The sequence below is a fragment of the Streptomyces coeruleofuscus genome, from assembly GCF_039532725.1.
In the GTDB taxonomy this organism is placed as follows: domain Bacteria; phylum Actinomycetota; class Actinomycetes; order Streptomycetales; family Streptomycetaceae; genus Streptomyces; species Streptomyces coeruleofuscus.
Genome location: NZ_BAAASE010000001.1, coordinates 753239 through 768834 on the forward strand (window position 1 = coordinate 753239; position 15596 = coordinate 768834).

Annotated in this window: 11 protein-coding genes; 9 read left to right on the plus strand and 2 right to left on the minus strand. The window is 71.9% G+C overall.

The window, feature by feature from the left end; all coding sequences use genetic code 11:
• Positions 1 to 51: 51 nt before the first annotated feature.
• Complete coding sequence (gene ggt / locus ABFX81_RS03260; protein ID WP_086854948.1) at positions 52 to 1851, plus strand: gamma-glutamyltransferase; 1800 nt, start codon at positions 52 to 54, stop codon at positions 1849 to 1851.
• A 73-nt stretch (positions 1852 to 1924) separates the two neighbouring features.
• Here the strand turns inward: ggt and ABFX81_RS03265 are convergent, their stop codons facing one another.
• Complete coding sequence (locus ABFX81_RS03265) at positions 1925 to 4459, minus strand: AAA family ATPase (RefSeq protein ID WP_086854949.1); 2535 nt, start codon at positions 4457 to 4459, stop codon at positions 1925 to 1927.
• Positions 4460 to 4666: 207 nt separating this feature from the next.
• Positions 4667 to 5434 (minus strand): type I methionyl aminopeptidase, encoded by a 768-nt coding sequence (gene map / locus ABFX81_RS03270; protein ID WP_086854950.1) that lies wholly within the window; start codon positions 5432 to 5434, stop codon positions 4667 to 4669.
• A 32-nt stretch (positions 5435 to 5466) separates the two neighbouring features.
• Between map and ABFX81_RS03275 the strand changes: the two genes are divergently transcribed.
• The 8 genes from ABFX81_RS03275 to ABFX81_RS03310 all read left to right on the plus strand — a co-directional run bounded on the left by ABFX81_RS03275 (position 5467) and on the right by ABFX81_RS03310 (position 15509).
• Complete coding sequence (locus ABFX81_RS03275; RefSeq protein WP_086854951.1) at positions 5467 to 5718, plus strand: helix-turn-helix domain-containing protein; 252 nt, start codon at positions 5467 to 5469, stop codon at positions 5716 to 5718.
• A gap of 112 nt (positions 5719 to 5830) precedes the next feature.
• Positions 5831 to 8083 (plus strand): hypothetical protein, encoded by a 2253-nt coding sequence (locus ABFX81_RS03280; RefSeq protein WP_346137601.1) that lies wholly within the window; start codon positions 5831 to 5833, stop codon positions 8081 to 8083.
• A 170-nt stretch (positions 8084 to 8253) separates the two neighbouring features.
• Positions 8254 to 9096 (plus strand): nitrilase-related carbon-nitrogen hydrolase, encoded by an 843-nt coding sequence (locus ABFX81_RS03285; RefSeq protein ID WP_086855135.1) that lies wholly within the window; start codon positions 8254 to 8256, stop codon positions 9094 to 9096.
• Entirely contained in the window at positions 9093 to 10379 is a 1287-nt protein-coding gene (locus tag ABFX81_RS03290) for an aminotransferase class III-fold pyridoxal phosphate-dependent enzyme (RefSeq protein ID WP_086855136.1), read from the plus strand. Before ABFX81_RS03285 ends, ABFX81_RS03290 begins: the two co-directional genes overlap by 4 nt.
• 28 nt (positions 10380 to 10407) lie before the next feature.
• Complete coding sequence (locus ABFX81_RS03295; protein ID WP_086855137.1) at positions 10408 to 11982, plus strand: PucR family transcriptional regulator ligand-binding domain-containing protein; 1575 nt, start codon at positions 10408 to 10410, stop codon at positions 11980 to 11982.
• A gap of 155 nt (positions 11983 to 12137) precedes the next feature.
• Positions 12138 to 12980, plus strand: coding sequence for a nitrilase-related carbon-nitrogen hydrolase (locus tag ABFX81_RS03300; protein WP_086855138.1), 843 nt, complete (start codon positions 12138 to 12140; stop codon positions 12978 to 12980).
• Positions 12981 to 13074: 94 nt separating this feature from the next.
• Positions 13075 to 14475 (plus strand): dihydropyrimidinase, encoded by a 1401-nt coding sequence (gene hydA, locus ABFX81_RS03305; protein WP_086855139.1) that lies wholly within the window; start codon positions 13075 to 13077, stop codon positions 14473 to 14475.
• An 11-nt stretch (positions 14476 to 14486) separates the two neighbouring features.
• Positions 14487 to 15509, plus strand: coding sequence for a TIGR03842 family LLM class F420-dependent oxidoreductase (locus tag ABFX81_RS03310; protein ID WP_346137602.1), 1023 nt, complete (start codon positions 14487 to 14489; stop codon positions 15507 to 15509).
• Positions 15510 to 15596: the final 87 nt, after the last annotated feature.

The window sequence follows — 15596 nt, forward strand, 5'->3', positions numbered from 1 at the left end:
GGCCATGGCGATGAATTAAGCTGCGCGAACGGCCTTTGACTGGAGGTGCGGATGCGTCGCCCTGTCGCACGGAATCTGACAATCCTGGCGGTTTCTGCCGCCGTGGTGGTGTCGGTGGGAGGGGCGGCGCCGCCCGCCGCGCAGAGCACCGGCGGTGAGAAAACGCCCCTGGCAGTCGGCTACGGCGGCGCCGTCTCCAGCGTCGACCGGGACGCCTCCGCGGCCGGGATCGAGGTCCTGCGCAAGGGCGGCAACGCCGTCGACGCGGCCGTCGCCACGGCCGCCGCGCTCGGCGTCACGGAGCCCTACTCGGCAGGCATCGGCGGAGGCGGCTACTTCGTCTACTACGACGCCAAGTCCCGTACGGTCCGCACCATCGACGGCCGGGAGACCGCCCCGCTGACCGCCGACAAGAACCTGTTCGTCGAGAACGGCAAGCCCGTCCCCTTCGCCCAGGCCGTCAGCAGCGGCCTGAGCGTCGGCACCCCGGGCACGCCCGCCACCTGGCAGACGGCGCTCGACCGGTGGGGCAGCAAGCGGCTCGCGAGCGTCCTGAAGCCGGCCGAGCGGCTCGCCCGTGACGGTTTCACGGTCGACGAGACCTTCCGCTCGCAGACGGCGTCCAACGAGACCCGCTTCCGCTACTTCCCCGACACAGCCGAGCTGTTCCTGCCCGGCGGACGGCTCCCCGTCGTCGGCTCCACCTTCAAGAACCCCGACCTCGCCCGCACCTACGCGGAGCTGGCCCGCAAGGGCGTGGGCGCCCTCTACCGCGGGGACATCGGCCGGGACGTCGTCGACACGGTCAACAAACCCCCCGTGGACCCGTCCTCCGGCTGGAACGCCCGCCCCGGCGACCTGTCCGAGAGGGACCTGGCCGCCTACCGCACCAAGCTCCAGGCACCCACCAAGTCCTCGTACCGCGGCCTCGGCGTCTACTCCATGGCACCGTCCTCCTCCGGCGGTACGACGGTCGGCGAGGCGCTCAACATCCTGGAGCGGACCGACCTGTCGAAGGCCGACCAGGCCAAGTATCTGCACCGCTACATCGAGGCCAGCCGGATCGCCTTCGCGGACCGGGGCCGCTGGGTGGGCGACCCGGCCTTCGAGGACGTACCGACGAAGGGACTGCTGTCCCAGCGGTTCGCCGACTCGCGCGAGTGCCTGATCAAGGACAACGCGGTGCTCACGAGCCCTGTGGCGCCGGGTGATCCGCGCGACCCGAAGGCGTGCGGCTCCGGTGGTACGGCCGCTCCGACGACGTACGAGGGGGACAGCACGACGCACCTGACGGTGGCCGACAAATGGGGGAACGTCGTCGCCTACACCCTCACCATCGAGCAGACGGGTGGCAGCGGGATCACCGTGCCGGGGCGGGGATTCATCCTCAACAACGAGTTGACGGACTTCTCCTTCACCCCGGCGAACCCCGCGGTGCACGACCCGAACCTGCCGGGGCCGGGGAAGCGGCCGCGATCGTCCATGTCGCCGACGATCGTTCTCGACCGGCATGACAAGCCCGTGGTGGCGCTGGGGTCGCCGGGTGGGGCGACCATCATCACGACGGTTCTGCAGACGCTCACCGGGTTCCTCGACCGGGGGTTGCCGCTCGTCGACGCGATCGCGGCGCCGCGGGCCAGTCAACGGAATGCCGCGCAGACCGAGCTGGAGCCGGGTCTCGACAGTGGCGTGAGGAAGCAGCTCGAAGCGATCGGGCACTCCTTCAAGGCCAACCCGGAGATCGGGGCGGCCACGGGGGTTCAGCGGTTGCCGGGTGGTAAGTGGCTGGCCGCGGCCGAGACTGTGCGGCGGGGTGGGGGATCGGCGATGGTGGTGCGGTCTGTGCGTTGAGGGCCGTCCGACGGGGCGTGGGGGCTGGTCGCGCCCACGCGGCGGAGCCGCACTTCGATACAGCCCCGCGCCCCTATGAGGACGTTGCACTCACCTGCGTTTGAAACGTCAGGCGGCCGTCTTCCACGTCCACCGTCACCTGTCCGCCCTCCGCGACCCTGCCGTCCAGCAACAGCCGGGACAACTCGTTGTCCACCTCGCGCTGGATCGTGCGGCGCAGCGGGCGGGCGCCGTACTCCGGCTGGTAGCCGTGCTCGGCCAGCCATTCCACCGCTCGGTCGGTGAAGGTCACGGAGATGCCCTTGCTCTGTACGAGGGAACGGGTGCGGTCCAGCAGGAGGTTGGTGATCCGGCGCAGCTGTTCCGTGCTGAGCTGGCGGAAGACGACGATCTCGTCGATGCGGTTGAGGAACTCGGGGCGGAAGTGCTCGCGCAGGGGGCGCAGGATCTGTTCGCGCCGGGCCTCCTCGTCCGCGTCCGCGCCGCCCGACGCGAAGCCCACGGAGGCGCCGCGGCGGGTGATCACCTCGGAGCCGAGGTTGCTGGTCATCACGATGACGGTGTTGGTGAAGTCGACCGTGCGGCCCTGGGAGTCGGTGAGCCGGCCGTCGTCGAGGACCTGGAGCAGGATGTTGAAGACGTCCGGGTGGGCCTTCTCCACCTCGTCCAGCAGGAGCAGCGAGTACGGGTGCCGCCGGACGACCTCGGTGAGCTGGCCGGCCTCCTCGTGGCCGACGTAGCCGGGCGGGGCGCCGACCAGGCGGCTGACCGTGTGCCGCTCCTGGTACTCGCTCATGTCGAGGCGGACCATGCGGTCCTCGCTGCCGAACAGGGCCTCGGCGAGCGCCCGGGCCAGCTCCGTCTTGCCGACGCCGGTCGGGCCGAGGAACAGGAAGCTGCCGATCGGCCGGTCGGGGCTGGCGAGCCCGGCGCGGGAGCGCAGCACCGCGTCCGAGACCACCCGCACGGCCTCGTCCTGGCCGACCACCCGCTCGTGCAGGTGCTCCTCCAAGCGCAGCAGGCGGTCCTTCTCCTCCTGGGTGAGGCTGCTGACCGGGATGCCGGTCTGCCGGGACACCACCTCGGCGATCGCCTCGGCCTCGACCACCAGGTCCTGGCCCTCGTCGATCTCGTGGTCGCCGCCCGCCTGGGTGATCCGCAGCTTCAGGTCCATGATCCGGTCGCGCAACTGGGTGGCCTGCTCGTACTGCTCGTCCGCGACCGCCTGGTCCTTGTCCCGGGTCAGCTGCTCCAGCTCCCGCTCCATGCCCCGTACGTCGGTGCCCTTGGTGCGGGCGCGAAGCCGGACCCTGGCACCGGCCTGGTCGATCAGGTCGATCGCCTTGTCCGGCAGCCGCCGGTCGGTGAGGTAGCGGTCGGACAGCTCGACGGCGGCGACCAGGGCCTCGTCCGTGTAGCGGACCTGGTGGTGGGCCTCGTAGCGGTCCTGGAGGCCGCGCAGGATCTCGATCGCGTCCGCCGCGGTCGGTTCCGGCACCATGATCGGCTGGAAGCGGCGGGCCAGCGCCGCGTCCTTCTCGATCCGGCGGTACTCCTCCAGCGTGGTGGCGCCCACGATGTGCAGCTCGCCGCGGGCGAGGGCCGGCTTGAGGATGTTCCCGGCGTCCATGGAGCTGCCGTCGCCGCCACCGGCACCGGCGCCCACGACCGTGTGCAGCTCGTCGATGAAGATGATCAACTGCTCGGAGTGGGCGCGGATCTCGCCGACGATGTTGTTCATCCGCTCCTCGAAGTCACCCCGGTAACGGGTGCCCGCGACCACGCCCGTCAGGTCCAGGGCGACCACGCGGCGCCCGGTCAGCACATCGGGCACGTCGCCCTCGGAGATGCGCTGCGCCAGCCCCTCCACGATGGCGGTCTTGCCGACGCCCGCGTCACCGATAAGCACCGGGTTGTTCTTGCCGCGGCGGGAGAGCACCTCGACGGTCTGCTCGATCTCCTCGTCCCGGCCGATCACCGGGTCGATACGGCCCTGCCGGGCCAGGTCTGTGAGGTCACGGCCGTACTTGTCGAGGGTCGGCGTGTTCGTCGGGCGTGGCCGCTCGGCCTTGGGGGCCTCCGGTGCCTCGGGCGGGTTGGAGGGGGCGAAGCGGGCCGCGTTCAGGATGTGCCCGGCGGCCGAGTCGGGGTTCGAGGCCAGGGCGCTGAGCACGTGCTCCGGCCCGATGTAGCCGTAGCCGCGGGCCCGGGCCATGTCGTGCGCGTCCAGCAGGGCGCGCTTGGCGGCCGGGGTGAGGGAGAGCGCGGTCGGCGGCGGTGCGTCGTCCGGGGTGTGCTGGGCCGGGCCCGACCGCTCGTCGATCTGCGACGCCAGCGAGTCGGGGTTCGCGCCGGCCTTGGTCAGCAGAGTCCTGGTGGGCTCGGTGGCCAGCGCCGCCCGCAGCAGGTGTTCCGTGTCGAGGTCCCGGCTGCCGTGCTCGGCGGCGTACTGGGCGGCGCCGCGGACGAGCTCCCGGGCCGGCTGGCTGAGCAGCCGGCCGATGTCGATCTGCCGGGGACCCGGACGCGGTCCGCCGAAGAAGCGTGCGAGGAATTCTCCGAAGGGATCCGAGCCGTAGCCCTCCGGGCTGGTGAAGCCGCTGCTCATGGGCCTTCCGTTCCCGGCGTCCCCGGCGCGCGGGCGGGGGACGCCCTCGCTGGTCGACGTGCCGGGGTCGGGTAACCCGGGTGGCAGCCGGTTACACCTGGGGCGCGCTCGTAGAACACCTTCGCACGATCGTGGACAAGGGGCACCTTCGGGGCTTATCCGGGTAAGCCTGGCAGATCTCAGCGTCAGCGTGCGGTCAGGACGATCTCAACGTGCGGTCAGGATCCTCGGGCCCGCGTCCGTGATCGCCACCGTGTGCTCCGCGTGGGCCGCGCGGGAGCCGTCGTCCGTCATCAGGGTCCAGCCGTCGGGGGCCGGGTGGAAGGTGTCGATGCCGCCCGCGATGACCATGGGTTCGATCGCCAGCGCCATGCCGTGCCTCAGGCGCATCCCACGCCCCGGCCTGCCCTCGTTCGGAACTCCGGGGTCCTCGTGCATCCGGCGGCCGATGCCGTGGCCGCCGAAACCCTCGGGGATGCCGTAACCCGCGGCGCGGCAGACGGTGCCGATCGCGTGGGCGATGTCGCCGATGCGGTTGCCGACGACGGCGGCCTCGATGCCGGCCTCCAGGGCCCGCTCGGCGGTCTCGATCAGGCGCAGGTCGGCCTCGCGCGGGGTGCCCACGACGAAGCTGAGCGCCGAGTCGCCGACCCAGCCGCCCAGTTCCGCGCCGAAGTCGATGGAGACCAGGTCGCCGTCGCGCAGCCGGTAGCGGGTCGGGATGCCGTGCACGATCGCGTCGTTGACCGAGACGCAGAGGACGGCGGGGAAGGGGGTCGGCGCGAAGGACGGCCGGTAGCCGAGGAAGGGCGAGGTCGCTCCCGCCTCGCGCAGCACGTCATGCGCCACCTCGTCCAGCTCCAGCAGGGAGACGCCCACGTCAGCGGCCTTCTGTGCGGCCGTCAGGGCGCGGGCGACGACTTGGCCCGCCTCGTACATCGCGTCGATGGAGGTATCGGTCTTCAGCTCAACCATGCCAATTACTATACCGGTATTAGAATGGGGGCATGGTGCGCACCCCTCTCACCCCCGAAGAGCGCGAACGCGGCGAGCGGCTCGGCCGGCTCCTGCGTGCGGCGCGTGGCGACCGGAGCATGACGGAGGTCGCCGCGAGAGCGGGCATCTCGCCGGAGACGCTCCGCAAGATCGAGACCGGGCGGGCTCCGACCCCGGCCTTCTTCACGGTGGCCGCGCTGGCGGGCACGCTCGGGCTGTCGATGGACGAACTGGCCGGGCAGTGCGTGCTGGTGCCCGTCTGACGACGTGACGATGAGGCTCCTGCGCCCCGTGTGAAAACTCCCCGTAGCACCGCTGTAACACGACTGGTGTTGCCTACTGACCGGAGTGCTCCGGTCTAGCGGGAGTTGAGCGATGGCGGCGGATCGGCTCCCGGATGAAGTACGGGAGTTCGCGCATTACCTGGACGGTCTGCTGGCACGCCTGGACCCGTCCGGGGGTTGGTGTGCGGTGTTCTGGCAGCGTGACCCCGAGGGCATGCGGGCCTGTCTCGACGGACGTGAGATGCCGCCCTGGGACGTGGTCGAGGCGCTGTTGCAGGACCTCGCCGGGCAGTACGGCCCCGGGGGCGCGGGCCCGGAGACGGAACGCGCCCGGTCCCTGCACGCCGCCGCGCTCGCCGCGTACGACGCCGGGCCCGGCGGCCGCGACGCCCTCCGGGACCGGCTCGACGTCATGCTCCGCGAGCAGAAATACGCCGCCGAACGCCAGGCGGACCTGATCCGCCTCCTCGCCACCGCCGCCACCCGCGAGGAGGCCGACGCCCTCCGCCTCGATTTCGCCTGGGCCCACGACGACCATGAGCGCGCGACAGCGCGCTGCGCGGAACTCCGGGCGCGGATGGCCGACTTGGACCGCCGCGAGGTGTCCCACTCGGCGTGGGGCTCCGGGGACGGACGGGGTGCCGGCGTGCCGGGGGCCGCCGCGGGTCTGCCCGGCGACGCGGGCACGACGGAGGACGCGACCTCAGGCGGACGGCGCGGCCCGCGCGGCGGCGGCTCTTCCGAGGACGACGGCACGTGGTCGGGCGCATGGCGCAGGCCGAACGGCGGTGATTCCACGGCGGCGGACGGCAGTTCGCGACCAGGGCCCGGCACGGGGGCGAGTCCCGGTGTGGCGGCGGATGGTGGTCGGTCGGCAGGGGATCGTGCGTATACGGACGACTGGCCGGTATCCGGCGGTGGCCGTGGGTATGCGGGTGATGGTCCGGCGTCGGGCGGTGGCCGTGGGTATGCGGGTGATGGTCCGGCGTCGGGCGGTGGCCGTGGGTACGAGGGTGATGGTCCGGCGTCGGACAGCACCCGCGGCCATGAGGGTGGTGGCCCGGTATCGGACCGGGGCCGTATGCGATCGGCTCCTGGCGGCCCGTACGACACCGGAGCGCCTGCCACGCCCGGGCACCGCGAGGAGCCGCCGTCAGCCGTGACGGGTTCCGCCGGTCGTTATGACCCCCGGCATTCGGACGCGAGCGCGGAGGCGGAACGCCGGGCCGAGGCCCAGGACCGTGCGCATCCGGCGGGCGGGGCCACGTCCCGGGAAGGGACGTCCGGTGGGGCGTCCGGTGCGTTCGCGGCTCCGGGCAGCCGGGCGGATGCCCGTGGCGGTGAGTATGCGGCGGGTCGGGCTGTCTCTGGGGAAGCCGGGGTCGGTGGGGCGTCCGGTGTCTTCGGGGTTTCGGGCGGCGGGGCCGAGGCCCAGAGCCGTGCGTATCCGGCAGGTGGGGCCGCCTCCCGGGCCGCCGCAGTCGGCCACGCCGCCGACGCCCTCCAGGGCGGCCCTGCTCAAACCGGCCACACCTCATGGGAAGCCGCCACTGAGGGCTCGCCCGCCGCCCCCGAGCCCCCGGCCCCCCAGCCCGTCACCCCCAAGCAGCGCAAGCGCCGCCGCGGCAGTGCCCGGTTCGCCGGGATGGCCGAGGAGGACGCCGCACCCGTCGTCGTGCCGCCCGCTGCCGTGCCGCTGCTCCCCGAACCCGCCCCCGTGACCGGCCGCCGTAAGCCGCGTGGTGCGCGGTTCGCCGGGGCCGCCGAAGAGGTGGGGGAGGAGCGGACGGAGCCGCGGGCCGTGGCCGACGGCGGTGCGGAGCGGAGGGACGTCGTGCGAGCCGTCGAGGCGCTCGCGCGGCTGCGCAAGGAGGGGCGCAGCGGCGAGGCGCATGCCCTGCTGGTCGAGGCCGCGACCTGGGCCCCGGCCCGGTTCCCGCTGCTCGCGCACGAGCTGGAGCGGGCCGGGCTGGGTGCGGACTGGCAGACCCTGCTGTGGGAGGCCGCCTCGCTGCCCGCCGGGCGGCTGGTCGCCGCGGCGGACGCGCTGGGCGCGGCAGGGCGCACGGCAGACGGACGCCAGATCCTGCGGCAGGGGGTCGCCCGGCCCCCGGGCGAGATCGGGCAGGCCGTCCTCGGACTCGTCACCGAGGGGCGTCACCGCGAGGTGCGGGCGCTGCTCGACGCGTACGTCAGAGCCCGCACCCCCGAGGAGGCGGCCCGCAGCGCCGAGCCCGGCCCGCAGACCCTCGTACCGCTCCTGCTGGAGGCCGCGCGGGGCGTGTCGGACGAGCGCCGCTGGGACCTCCTGCACGCCCTCCGGGTCGCCGGATTCCCCGCCTGACCGGGGAGGCCGCGCCCCCGGCGACTCACCCACAGGAGTGCGAATCGCGCCCGGCGCCGCGGGTTGGGGACGATGGTCTTGGCAAGCCCGTGCGAGAGGCTTACGTTCGTGGCTCTACGGCCCGCTTCTACGGGCGTAGAGGCGCTGACGTCGCGTCGAAGGAGCAGCTCATGGCCAACGTCGTACGTGCCGCCCTGGTCCAGGCCACCTGGACCGGCGACACCGAGTCCATGGTGGCGAAACACGAGGAGCACGCCCGCGAGGCGGCCCGCCGGGGCGCGAAGATCATCGGCTTCCAGGAAGTCTTCAACAGCCCCTACTTCTGTCAGGTCGAGGAGCCGGAACACTACCGCTGGGCCGAGCCGGTGCCCGACGGGCCGACCGTACGGCGCATGCGGGCGCTCGCGCGCGAGACCGGCATGGTGATCGTCGCGCCGGTGTTCGAGGCGGAGCAGCCCGGCTTCTACTACAACACCGCGGCCGTGATCGACGCCGACGGCACCTACCTCGGCAAGTACCGCAAGCACCACATCCCGCAGCTCAAGGGTTTCCGCGAGAAGTACTACTTCAAGCCCGGCAACCTCGGCTGGCCCGTCTTCGACACGGCGGCCGGCAAGGTCGGCGTCTACATCTGCTACGACCGCCACTTCCCCGAGGGCTGGCGGGAGCTCGGCCTGGCCGGCGCCCAGCTGGTCTACAACCCCTCAGCCACCCACCGGAGCCTGTCGTCCCACCTGTGGCGGCTGGAGCAGCCGGCGGCGGCCGTCGCCAACGCGTACTACATCGCCGCGATCAACCGCGTCGGGCAGGAGGAGTACGGCGACAACGACTTCTACGGGACGAGCTACTTCGTCGACCCCCGCGGGCAGTTCGTGGGAGACCTCGCCGGCGACAGCCAGGAGGAGCTCGTGATCCGGGACCTGGACCTGGACCTGATCGAAGAAGTGCGGCAGACGTGGGCCTTCTACCGCGACCGCCGCCCCGACGCCTACGAAGGACTGGTGCAGCCGTGACCGACGACCTGCTGGGCCGCCACCGGGCCGTGCTCCCCGACTGGCTCGCCCTCTACTACGAGGACCCGCTCGAGATCACCCACGGCGAGGGCCGCCACGTCTGGGACGCCCACGGCAACCGGTACCTCGACTTCTTCGGCGGCATCCTCACCACGATGACCGCGCACGCCCTGCCCGAGGTGACCAAGGCGGTGAGCGAGCAGGCCGGGCGGATCGTCCACTCCTCGACCCTCTACCTCAACCGGCCGATGGTCGAACTCGCCGAGCGGGTGGCCAAGTTGAGCGGCATCCCGGACGCCCGCGTCTTCTTCACCACCTCCGGGACCGAAGCGAACGACACCGCCCTGCTGCTGGCCACGGCCTACCGGCGCAGCAACACGATCCTGGCCATGCGCAACAGCTACCACGGCCGCTCCTTCAGCTCGGTGGGCATCACCGGCAACCGCAGCTGGTCCCCGACCTCGCTGTCCCCGCTCCAGACGCTCTACGTCCACGGCGGGGTGCGCACCCGCGGCCCGTACGCCTCCCTCAGCGACGACGACTTCATCGCGGCCTGCGTCGACGACCTGGTGGACCTGCTCGGGCACACCCGCGCGCCGGCCGCGCTGATCGCCGAACCCATCCAGGGCGTCGGCGGCTTCACCTCACCGCCGGACGGGCTGTACGCCGCCTTCCGCGAGGTGCTGCACGAGCGCGGCATCCTGTGGATCGCCGACGAGGTGCAGACCGGCTGGGGCCGCACCGGCGAGCACTTCTGGGGCTGGCAGGCCCACGGGCGGAACGGGCCGCCCGACATCATGACCTTCGCCAAGGGCATCGGCAACGGCATGTCCATCGGCGGTGTCGTCGCCCGTTCCGAGATCATGAACTGCCTGGACTCCAACAGCATCTCCACCTTCGGCGGCACCCAGATCACCATGGCGGCGGGCCTCGCCAACCTCACCTACCTGCTGGAACACGACCTCCAGGGCAACTCCCGGCGCGTCGGCGGCCTGCTCATCGAGCGGCTGCGGGCCGCCGCCGCGCAGGTGCCGGCCGTACGGGAGGTGCGCGGCCGCGGGCTGATGATCGGCATCGAGATCACCAGGCCGGGGACCGACGAGGCCGACCCGCAGGCCGCGGCGGCCGTCCTGGAGGCGGCCCGCGAGGGCGGTCTGCTGATCGGCAAGGGCGGTGGCCACAACACCAGCTCGCTGCGCGTCGCGCCGCCGCTGTCCCTCAACGTCGCGGAGGCCGAGGAGGGCGCCGCGATCCTCGAGAACGCTCTGAGGAGCATCCAGTAGCAGTGACCTGAGACAAGGGAAGTCCGCCATGACCACCACCCCGGACATCTGGGAGCCCCTGGAACCGGCCCTGTCGGTCCGCCAGGTCCTCACCCTTGAGCGGGTGCTCGCCGGGGAGCCCGAGGTGGTGGCCGGCGCGAGCCATCTCGACCGGCCGGTGCGCTGGGTGCACGTCGCCGAGGCCGCCGACGTCGGCGTGATGCTCAGCGGCGGCGAGATGGTCCTCACCACCGGCGTGCTGCTCGCCGGCGACGAGGAGAAGCAGGCCGAGTACGTCCGGTCGCTGCACCGCGCGGACGCCGCCGCCGTCGTCCTCGGACTCGGCCGCGCCTTCCCCGCCGCACCGGCCGTGATGCGCCGGGCGGCCGAGCGGTGCGGGCTGCCGATGGTCGTCCTGCACCGGCCCTTCCCCTTCGCCGAACTGACCGAGGAGGTCCAGTCACGGCTCGTACGGCGCAAGTTCGCCGCCGTCAGCCTCTCCGAGGCCGTCCGCACGGAACTCACCGCCCTCATCACCGCGGGCGCCCCGCTGCAACGCCTGCTCGACGAGGTCGCCCGGCACAGCGCCTGCCCGGTCGTGGTCACCAACCTCGCCCACCGGGTCCTCGGCACGGCGGGGGAGCGGCCGGCGGTGGACGACGTGCTGCGCGACTGGGAGCGCATCGCCCGCCAGGCCGGCGGCACCGAGGGCGACGGCTGGATCCGGGCCGAACTGGGCGGACGCGGCGAGCGCTGGGGCCGGATCGTGCTGTGCGGCTACCGCGGGGACACCGCCACCGGACGGCTGCTGGCCGACCGCGCCGCCGAGGCCCTCGTCCTGCACCGCATGCTCGGCGGCGGCGCCGCGTGCTCCTGGGAGGAGCAGTCCGCGCAGAGCCTGCTCACCGACCTGGTCAGCGGCGTCGTACCGGCACGGCAACTGCTGCCCCGGGCGCGCGCGGCCGGGCTGCCGGTCAACCGGCGGACGTTCGTGCCGCTGGTCGTCCGCGACGGCGACACCCCGCGGCTCGACCGGCTGCTGCGCCTGCTGGGCCTGCCCGGGCTGGTCGCCGAACTGGCCGACGGAGCCACCGCCGTGCTGCTCAGCCTGCCCCGCGACCAGGACGCGGGCGCCCTCGCCGCGCACTTCGCGGCCCGGCTGCGCACCGAGTCCGGCCGGGCCCGCACGGTCGTCGCCGCGGCCGACCCCCGGGTCGCCTGGGACGACGTCCCCGCCGGACTGCGCGAGGCCCGGCACGTGGCGGACGCCGTCGCCGATTCCGCCGCCGCCCTGGACCTCCCGCCGGTCGTCCGCCTGCGGGACGTCCACCTGCGCGGCCTGATCCGCCTGCTGCGCGACGACCCGCACGTGCAGTCCTTCGCCGAGCGGGAGCTGGACGGGCTGCTGTGCGAGACCGAGGAGGACCTGCTGTCCGTGCTGCGCACCTACCTCGCCACCGGCCGCAACAAGTCCCGGACCGCCCAGCTCCACCACGTCTCGCGGCCCGCCCTCTACCGCCGCCTGGAATCCATACAGGTCCGCCTCGGAGTGGACCTGGACGACTTCGAGCAGGCCGCCTCGGTGCACATCGCACTCCTCGCGCACGACGCGCAACAGCAGTGAAACACCCGACCACCTGGGAAAACGGCGGTGAAACATGGGCTCACAACAGAGTGACACGGTGACACGCCGCACGCCCGCAGACGTGACACGGTGCAACTCAAAGAGCACGTCCCGGCTTCCTAGGCTCACGGCACACCGAGCGACCGGAGGTCCCGATGAGCCGAGTGATCCGCGCCGCCGTCTTCCAGACCGCCTGGACCGGCGACAAGGAGTCGATGATCCAGGTCCACGAGCAGGCGGCCCGCGACGCGGCCGCCCAGGGTGCTCAAGTCCTGTGCTTCCAGGAGCTGTTCTACGGACCGTACTTCTGCCAGGTCCAGGACCCGGCCTTCTACGAGTACGCCGAGCAGATCCCCGAGGGCCCGATCGTCCGCCGCTTCCAGGCCCTCGCCAGGGAACTGGGCATCGTCCTGGTCCTGCCGATGTACGAAGAGGAACAGCCCGGCGTCCTCTACAACACCGCCGCCGTGATCGACGCGGACGGCTCCTACCTCGGCAAGTACCGCAAGACGCACATCCCGCAGGTCAGGGGCTTCTGGGAGAAGTTCTACTTCCGTCCGGGCAACAGCGGCTGGCCGATCTTCGAGACCGCCGTCGGCAAGGTCGGCGTCTACATCTGCTACGACCGCCACTTCCCCGAGGGCTGGCGGGCGCTCGGCCTCGCGGGCGCCGAGCTCGTCTTCAACCCCTCGGCCACCTCGCGCGGCCTGTCGGCCTACCTGTGGCAGCTGGAGCAGCCGGCGGCGGCCGTCGCCAACGAGTACTTCATCGGTGCGATCAACCGGGTCGGAGTCGAGGAGTACGGCGACAACGACTTCTACGGGACGTCGTACTTCGTCGACCCGGAGGCCCAGTTCGTCGGCGAGGTGGCGAGCGACAAGGAGCCCGAACTGGTCGTCCGCGACCTGGACATGGCGAAACTCCGCGAGGTCCGCGACCGCTGGCAGTTCTACAGGGACCGGGCGCCGGGGGCGTACGGGCCGCTGACAGCGCCTTAGAACGCCCGCGAGGGGAGCGACGTCAGGTGCGCGGGGAACTGCGCGACCAGCCACACAGAACCGGCACGTACCGACTGCGAGGAGCGACCACGACATGAGCCGTACAGTCATCCGCGGCGGCCTCGTCATCACCGCATCCGACGAGATCCACGCCGACGTCCTGATCGAGGACGGCCGAATCGCCGCCCTCGCAGCCTCCGGCACCCCCGCCGCCGAGGCCTTCACAGCAGAGCGGACGATCGACGCCACCGGAAAGTACGTCATCCCCGGCGGCGTCGACGCCCACACCCACATGGAGCTGCCCTTCGGCGGCACCTTCGCCTCCGACACCTTCGAGACCGGCACCCGCGCCGCAGCCTGGGGCGGCACGACCACGATCATCGACTTCGCCGTGCAGAGCGTCGGGCACAGCCTGCGCGAAGGCCTGGACGCCTGGCACGCCAAGGCCGAGGGCAACTGCGCCGTCGACTACGGCTTCCACATGATCGTCTCCGACGTGAACCAGGAGACGCTCAAGGAGATGGACCTGCTGATCGAGGAGGGTGTCACCTCCTTCAAGCAGTTCATGGCCTATCCGGGCGTCTTCTACAGCGACGACGGCCAGATCCTGCGCGCCATGCAGCGCTCCGCCGAGAACGGCGGCCTGATCATGATGCACGCCGAGAACGGCATCGCGATCGACGTCCTGGTCGAACAGGCGCTGGCCCGCGGCGAGACCGACCCGCGCTACCACGGCGAGGTCCGCAAGGCCCTGCTGGAGGCCGAGGCCACCCACCGCGCCATCAAGCTCGCGCAGGTCGCGGGCGCGCCCCTGTACGTCGTGCACGTCTCGGCGACGGAGGCGGTCGCCGAGCTGGCCCGGGCCCGCGACGAGGGACTGCCCGTCTTCGGCGAGACCTGCCCGCAGTACCTGTTCCTGTCCACCGACAACCTCGCCGAGCCGGACTTCGAGGGCGCGAAGTACGTGTGTTCCACCCCGCTCAGGCCGAAGGAGCACCAGGCCGCGCTGTGGCGGGGGCTGCGCACGAACGACCTCCAGGTCGTCTCCACCGACCACTGCCCCTTCTGCTTCACCGGCCAGAAGGAACTCGGCCGCGGAGACTTCTCCAAGATCCCCAACGGCCTCCCGGGCGTCGAGAACCGTATGGACCTGCTCCACCAGGCGGTCCTCGACGGGCACATCTCCCGCCGCCGCTGGATCGAGATCGCCTGCGCCACCCCGGCCCGGATGTTCGGCCTCTATCCGAAGAAGGGCACCATCGCGCCGGGCGCCGACGCCGACGTCGTCATCTACGACCCGCACGCCGAGCAGGTCATGTCGGCCGAGACGCACCACATGAACGTCGACTACTCGGCGTACGAGGGCACACGCGTCACCGGCCGGGTCGAGACGGTCCTCTCGCGCGGCGAGCCAGTCATCACCGAGCGGGAGTACACCGGGCACGCCGGGCACGGCGTCTTCACCCCGCGTTCCACCTGTCAGTACCTCAACTAGGAGTGGTGCGGATGGACTTCGGACTCGTCCTGCAGACCGACCCGCCGGCCTCGCGGGTGATCAGCCTGATGAAACGCGCGGAACGGAACGGATTCTCTTACGGCTGGACCTTCGACTCCGCCGTGCTGTGGCAGGAGCCGTTCGTGATCTACAGCCAGATCCTGGCCAACACCACGAAACTGAAGGTCGGGCCGATGGTGACCAACCCGGGCACCCGCACCTGGGAGGTCACCGCCTCCACCTTCGCCACCCTCAACGACATGTACGGCAACCGCACGGTCTGCGGCATCGGCCGCGGCGACTCGGCGATGCGCGTGGCCGGCCGCAAGCCCAACACCCTGGCCCGGATCAGCGAGGCCATGAAGGTCATCCGGGCCCTCGGCAGCGGCCAGGAGGCCGACCTCGGCGGCGGCACGGTCGTCCGGTTCCCGTGGATCGGGCCGGGCGCCGAACTCCCCGTGTGGATGGCCGCGTACGGCCCCAAGGCCCTGAAGATGGCCGGCGAGGAGGCCGACGGGTTCATCCTCCAGCTGGCCGACCTGTATCTGACCGAGTACATGGTCAAGGCCGTGAAGGACGCGGCCGTCGCCGCCGGCCGGGACCCCTCGGCGGTGACCGTCTGCGTGGCCGCCCCGGCCTACGTCACCGAGGACGACTCGCCCGAGGCGCTCGCGCACGCGCGCGACCAGTGCCGGTGGTTCGGCGGGATGGTCGGCAACCACGTGGCCGACCTGGTGTCCAAGTACGGCGAGCACTCCGCCGCCGTCCCCGACGAACTCACCGACTACATCAAGGCGCGGGAGGGCTACGACTACTCCCACCACGGCCGCGCCGACAACCCCGACACCCAGTTCGTGCCCGACGAGATCGTCGACCGGTTCTGCCTGATCGGTCCGGTCGAGAAGCACGTCGAGAAGCTGACCGCGCTGCGCGCCCTCGGCGTGGACCAGTTCGCCGTCTACGACATGCACGACGCGCAGGAAGCCGTGATCGACGCGTACGGATCACGGGTGATCCCGGCCGTCAACGGCTGATCCCCTTCGCGGCACCCCTCGGATCCACCCCTTCCCCCGGCCCGGGGGGAAGGGGGCCAGGACGCTCCCGAGCGCACCCCCCAATCG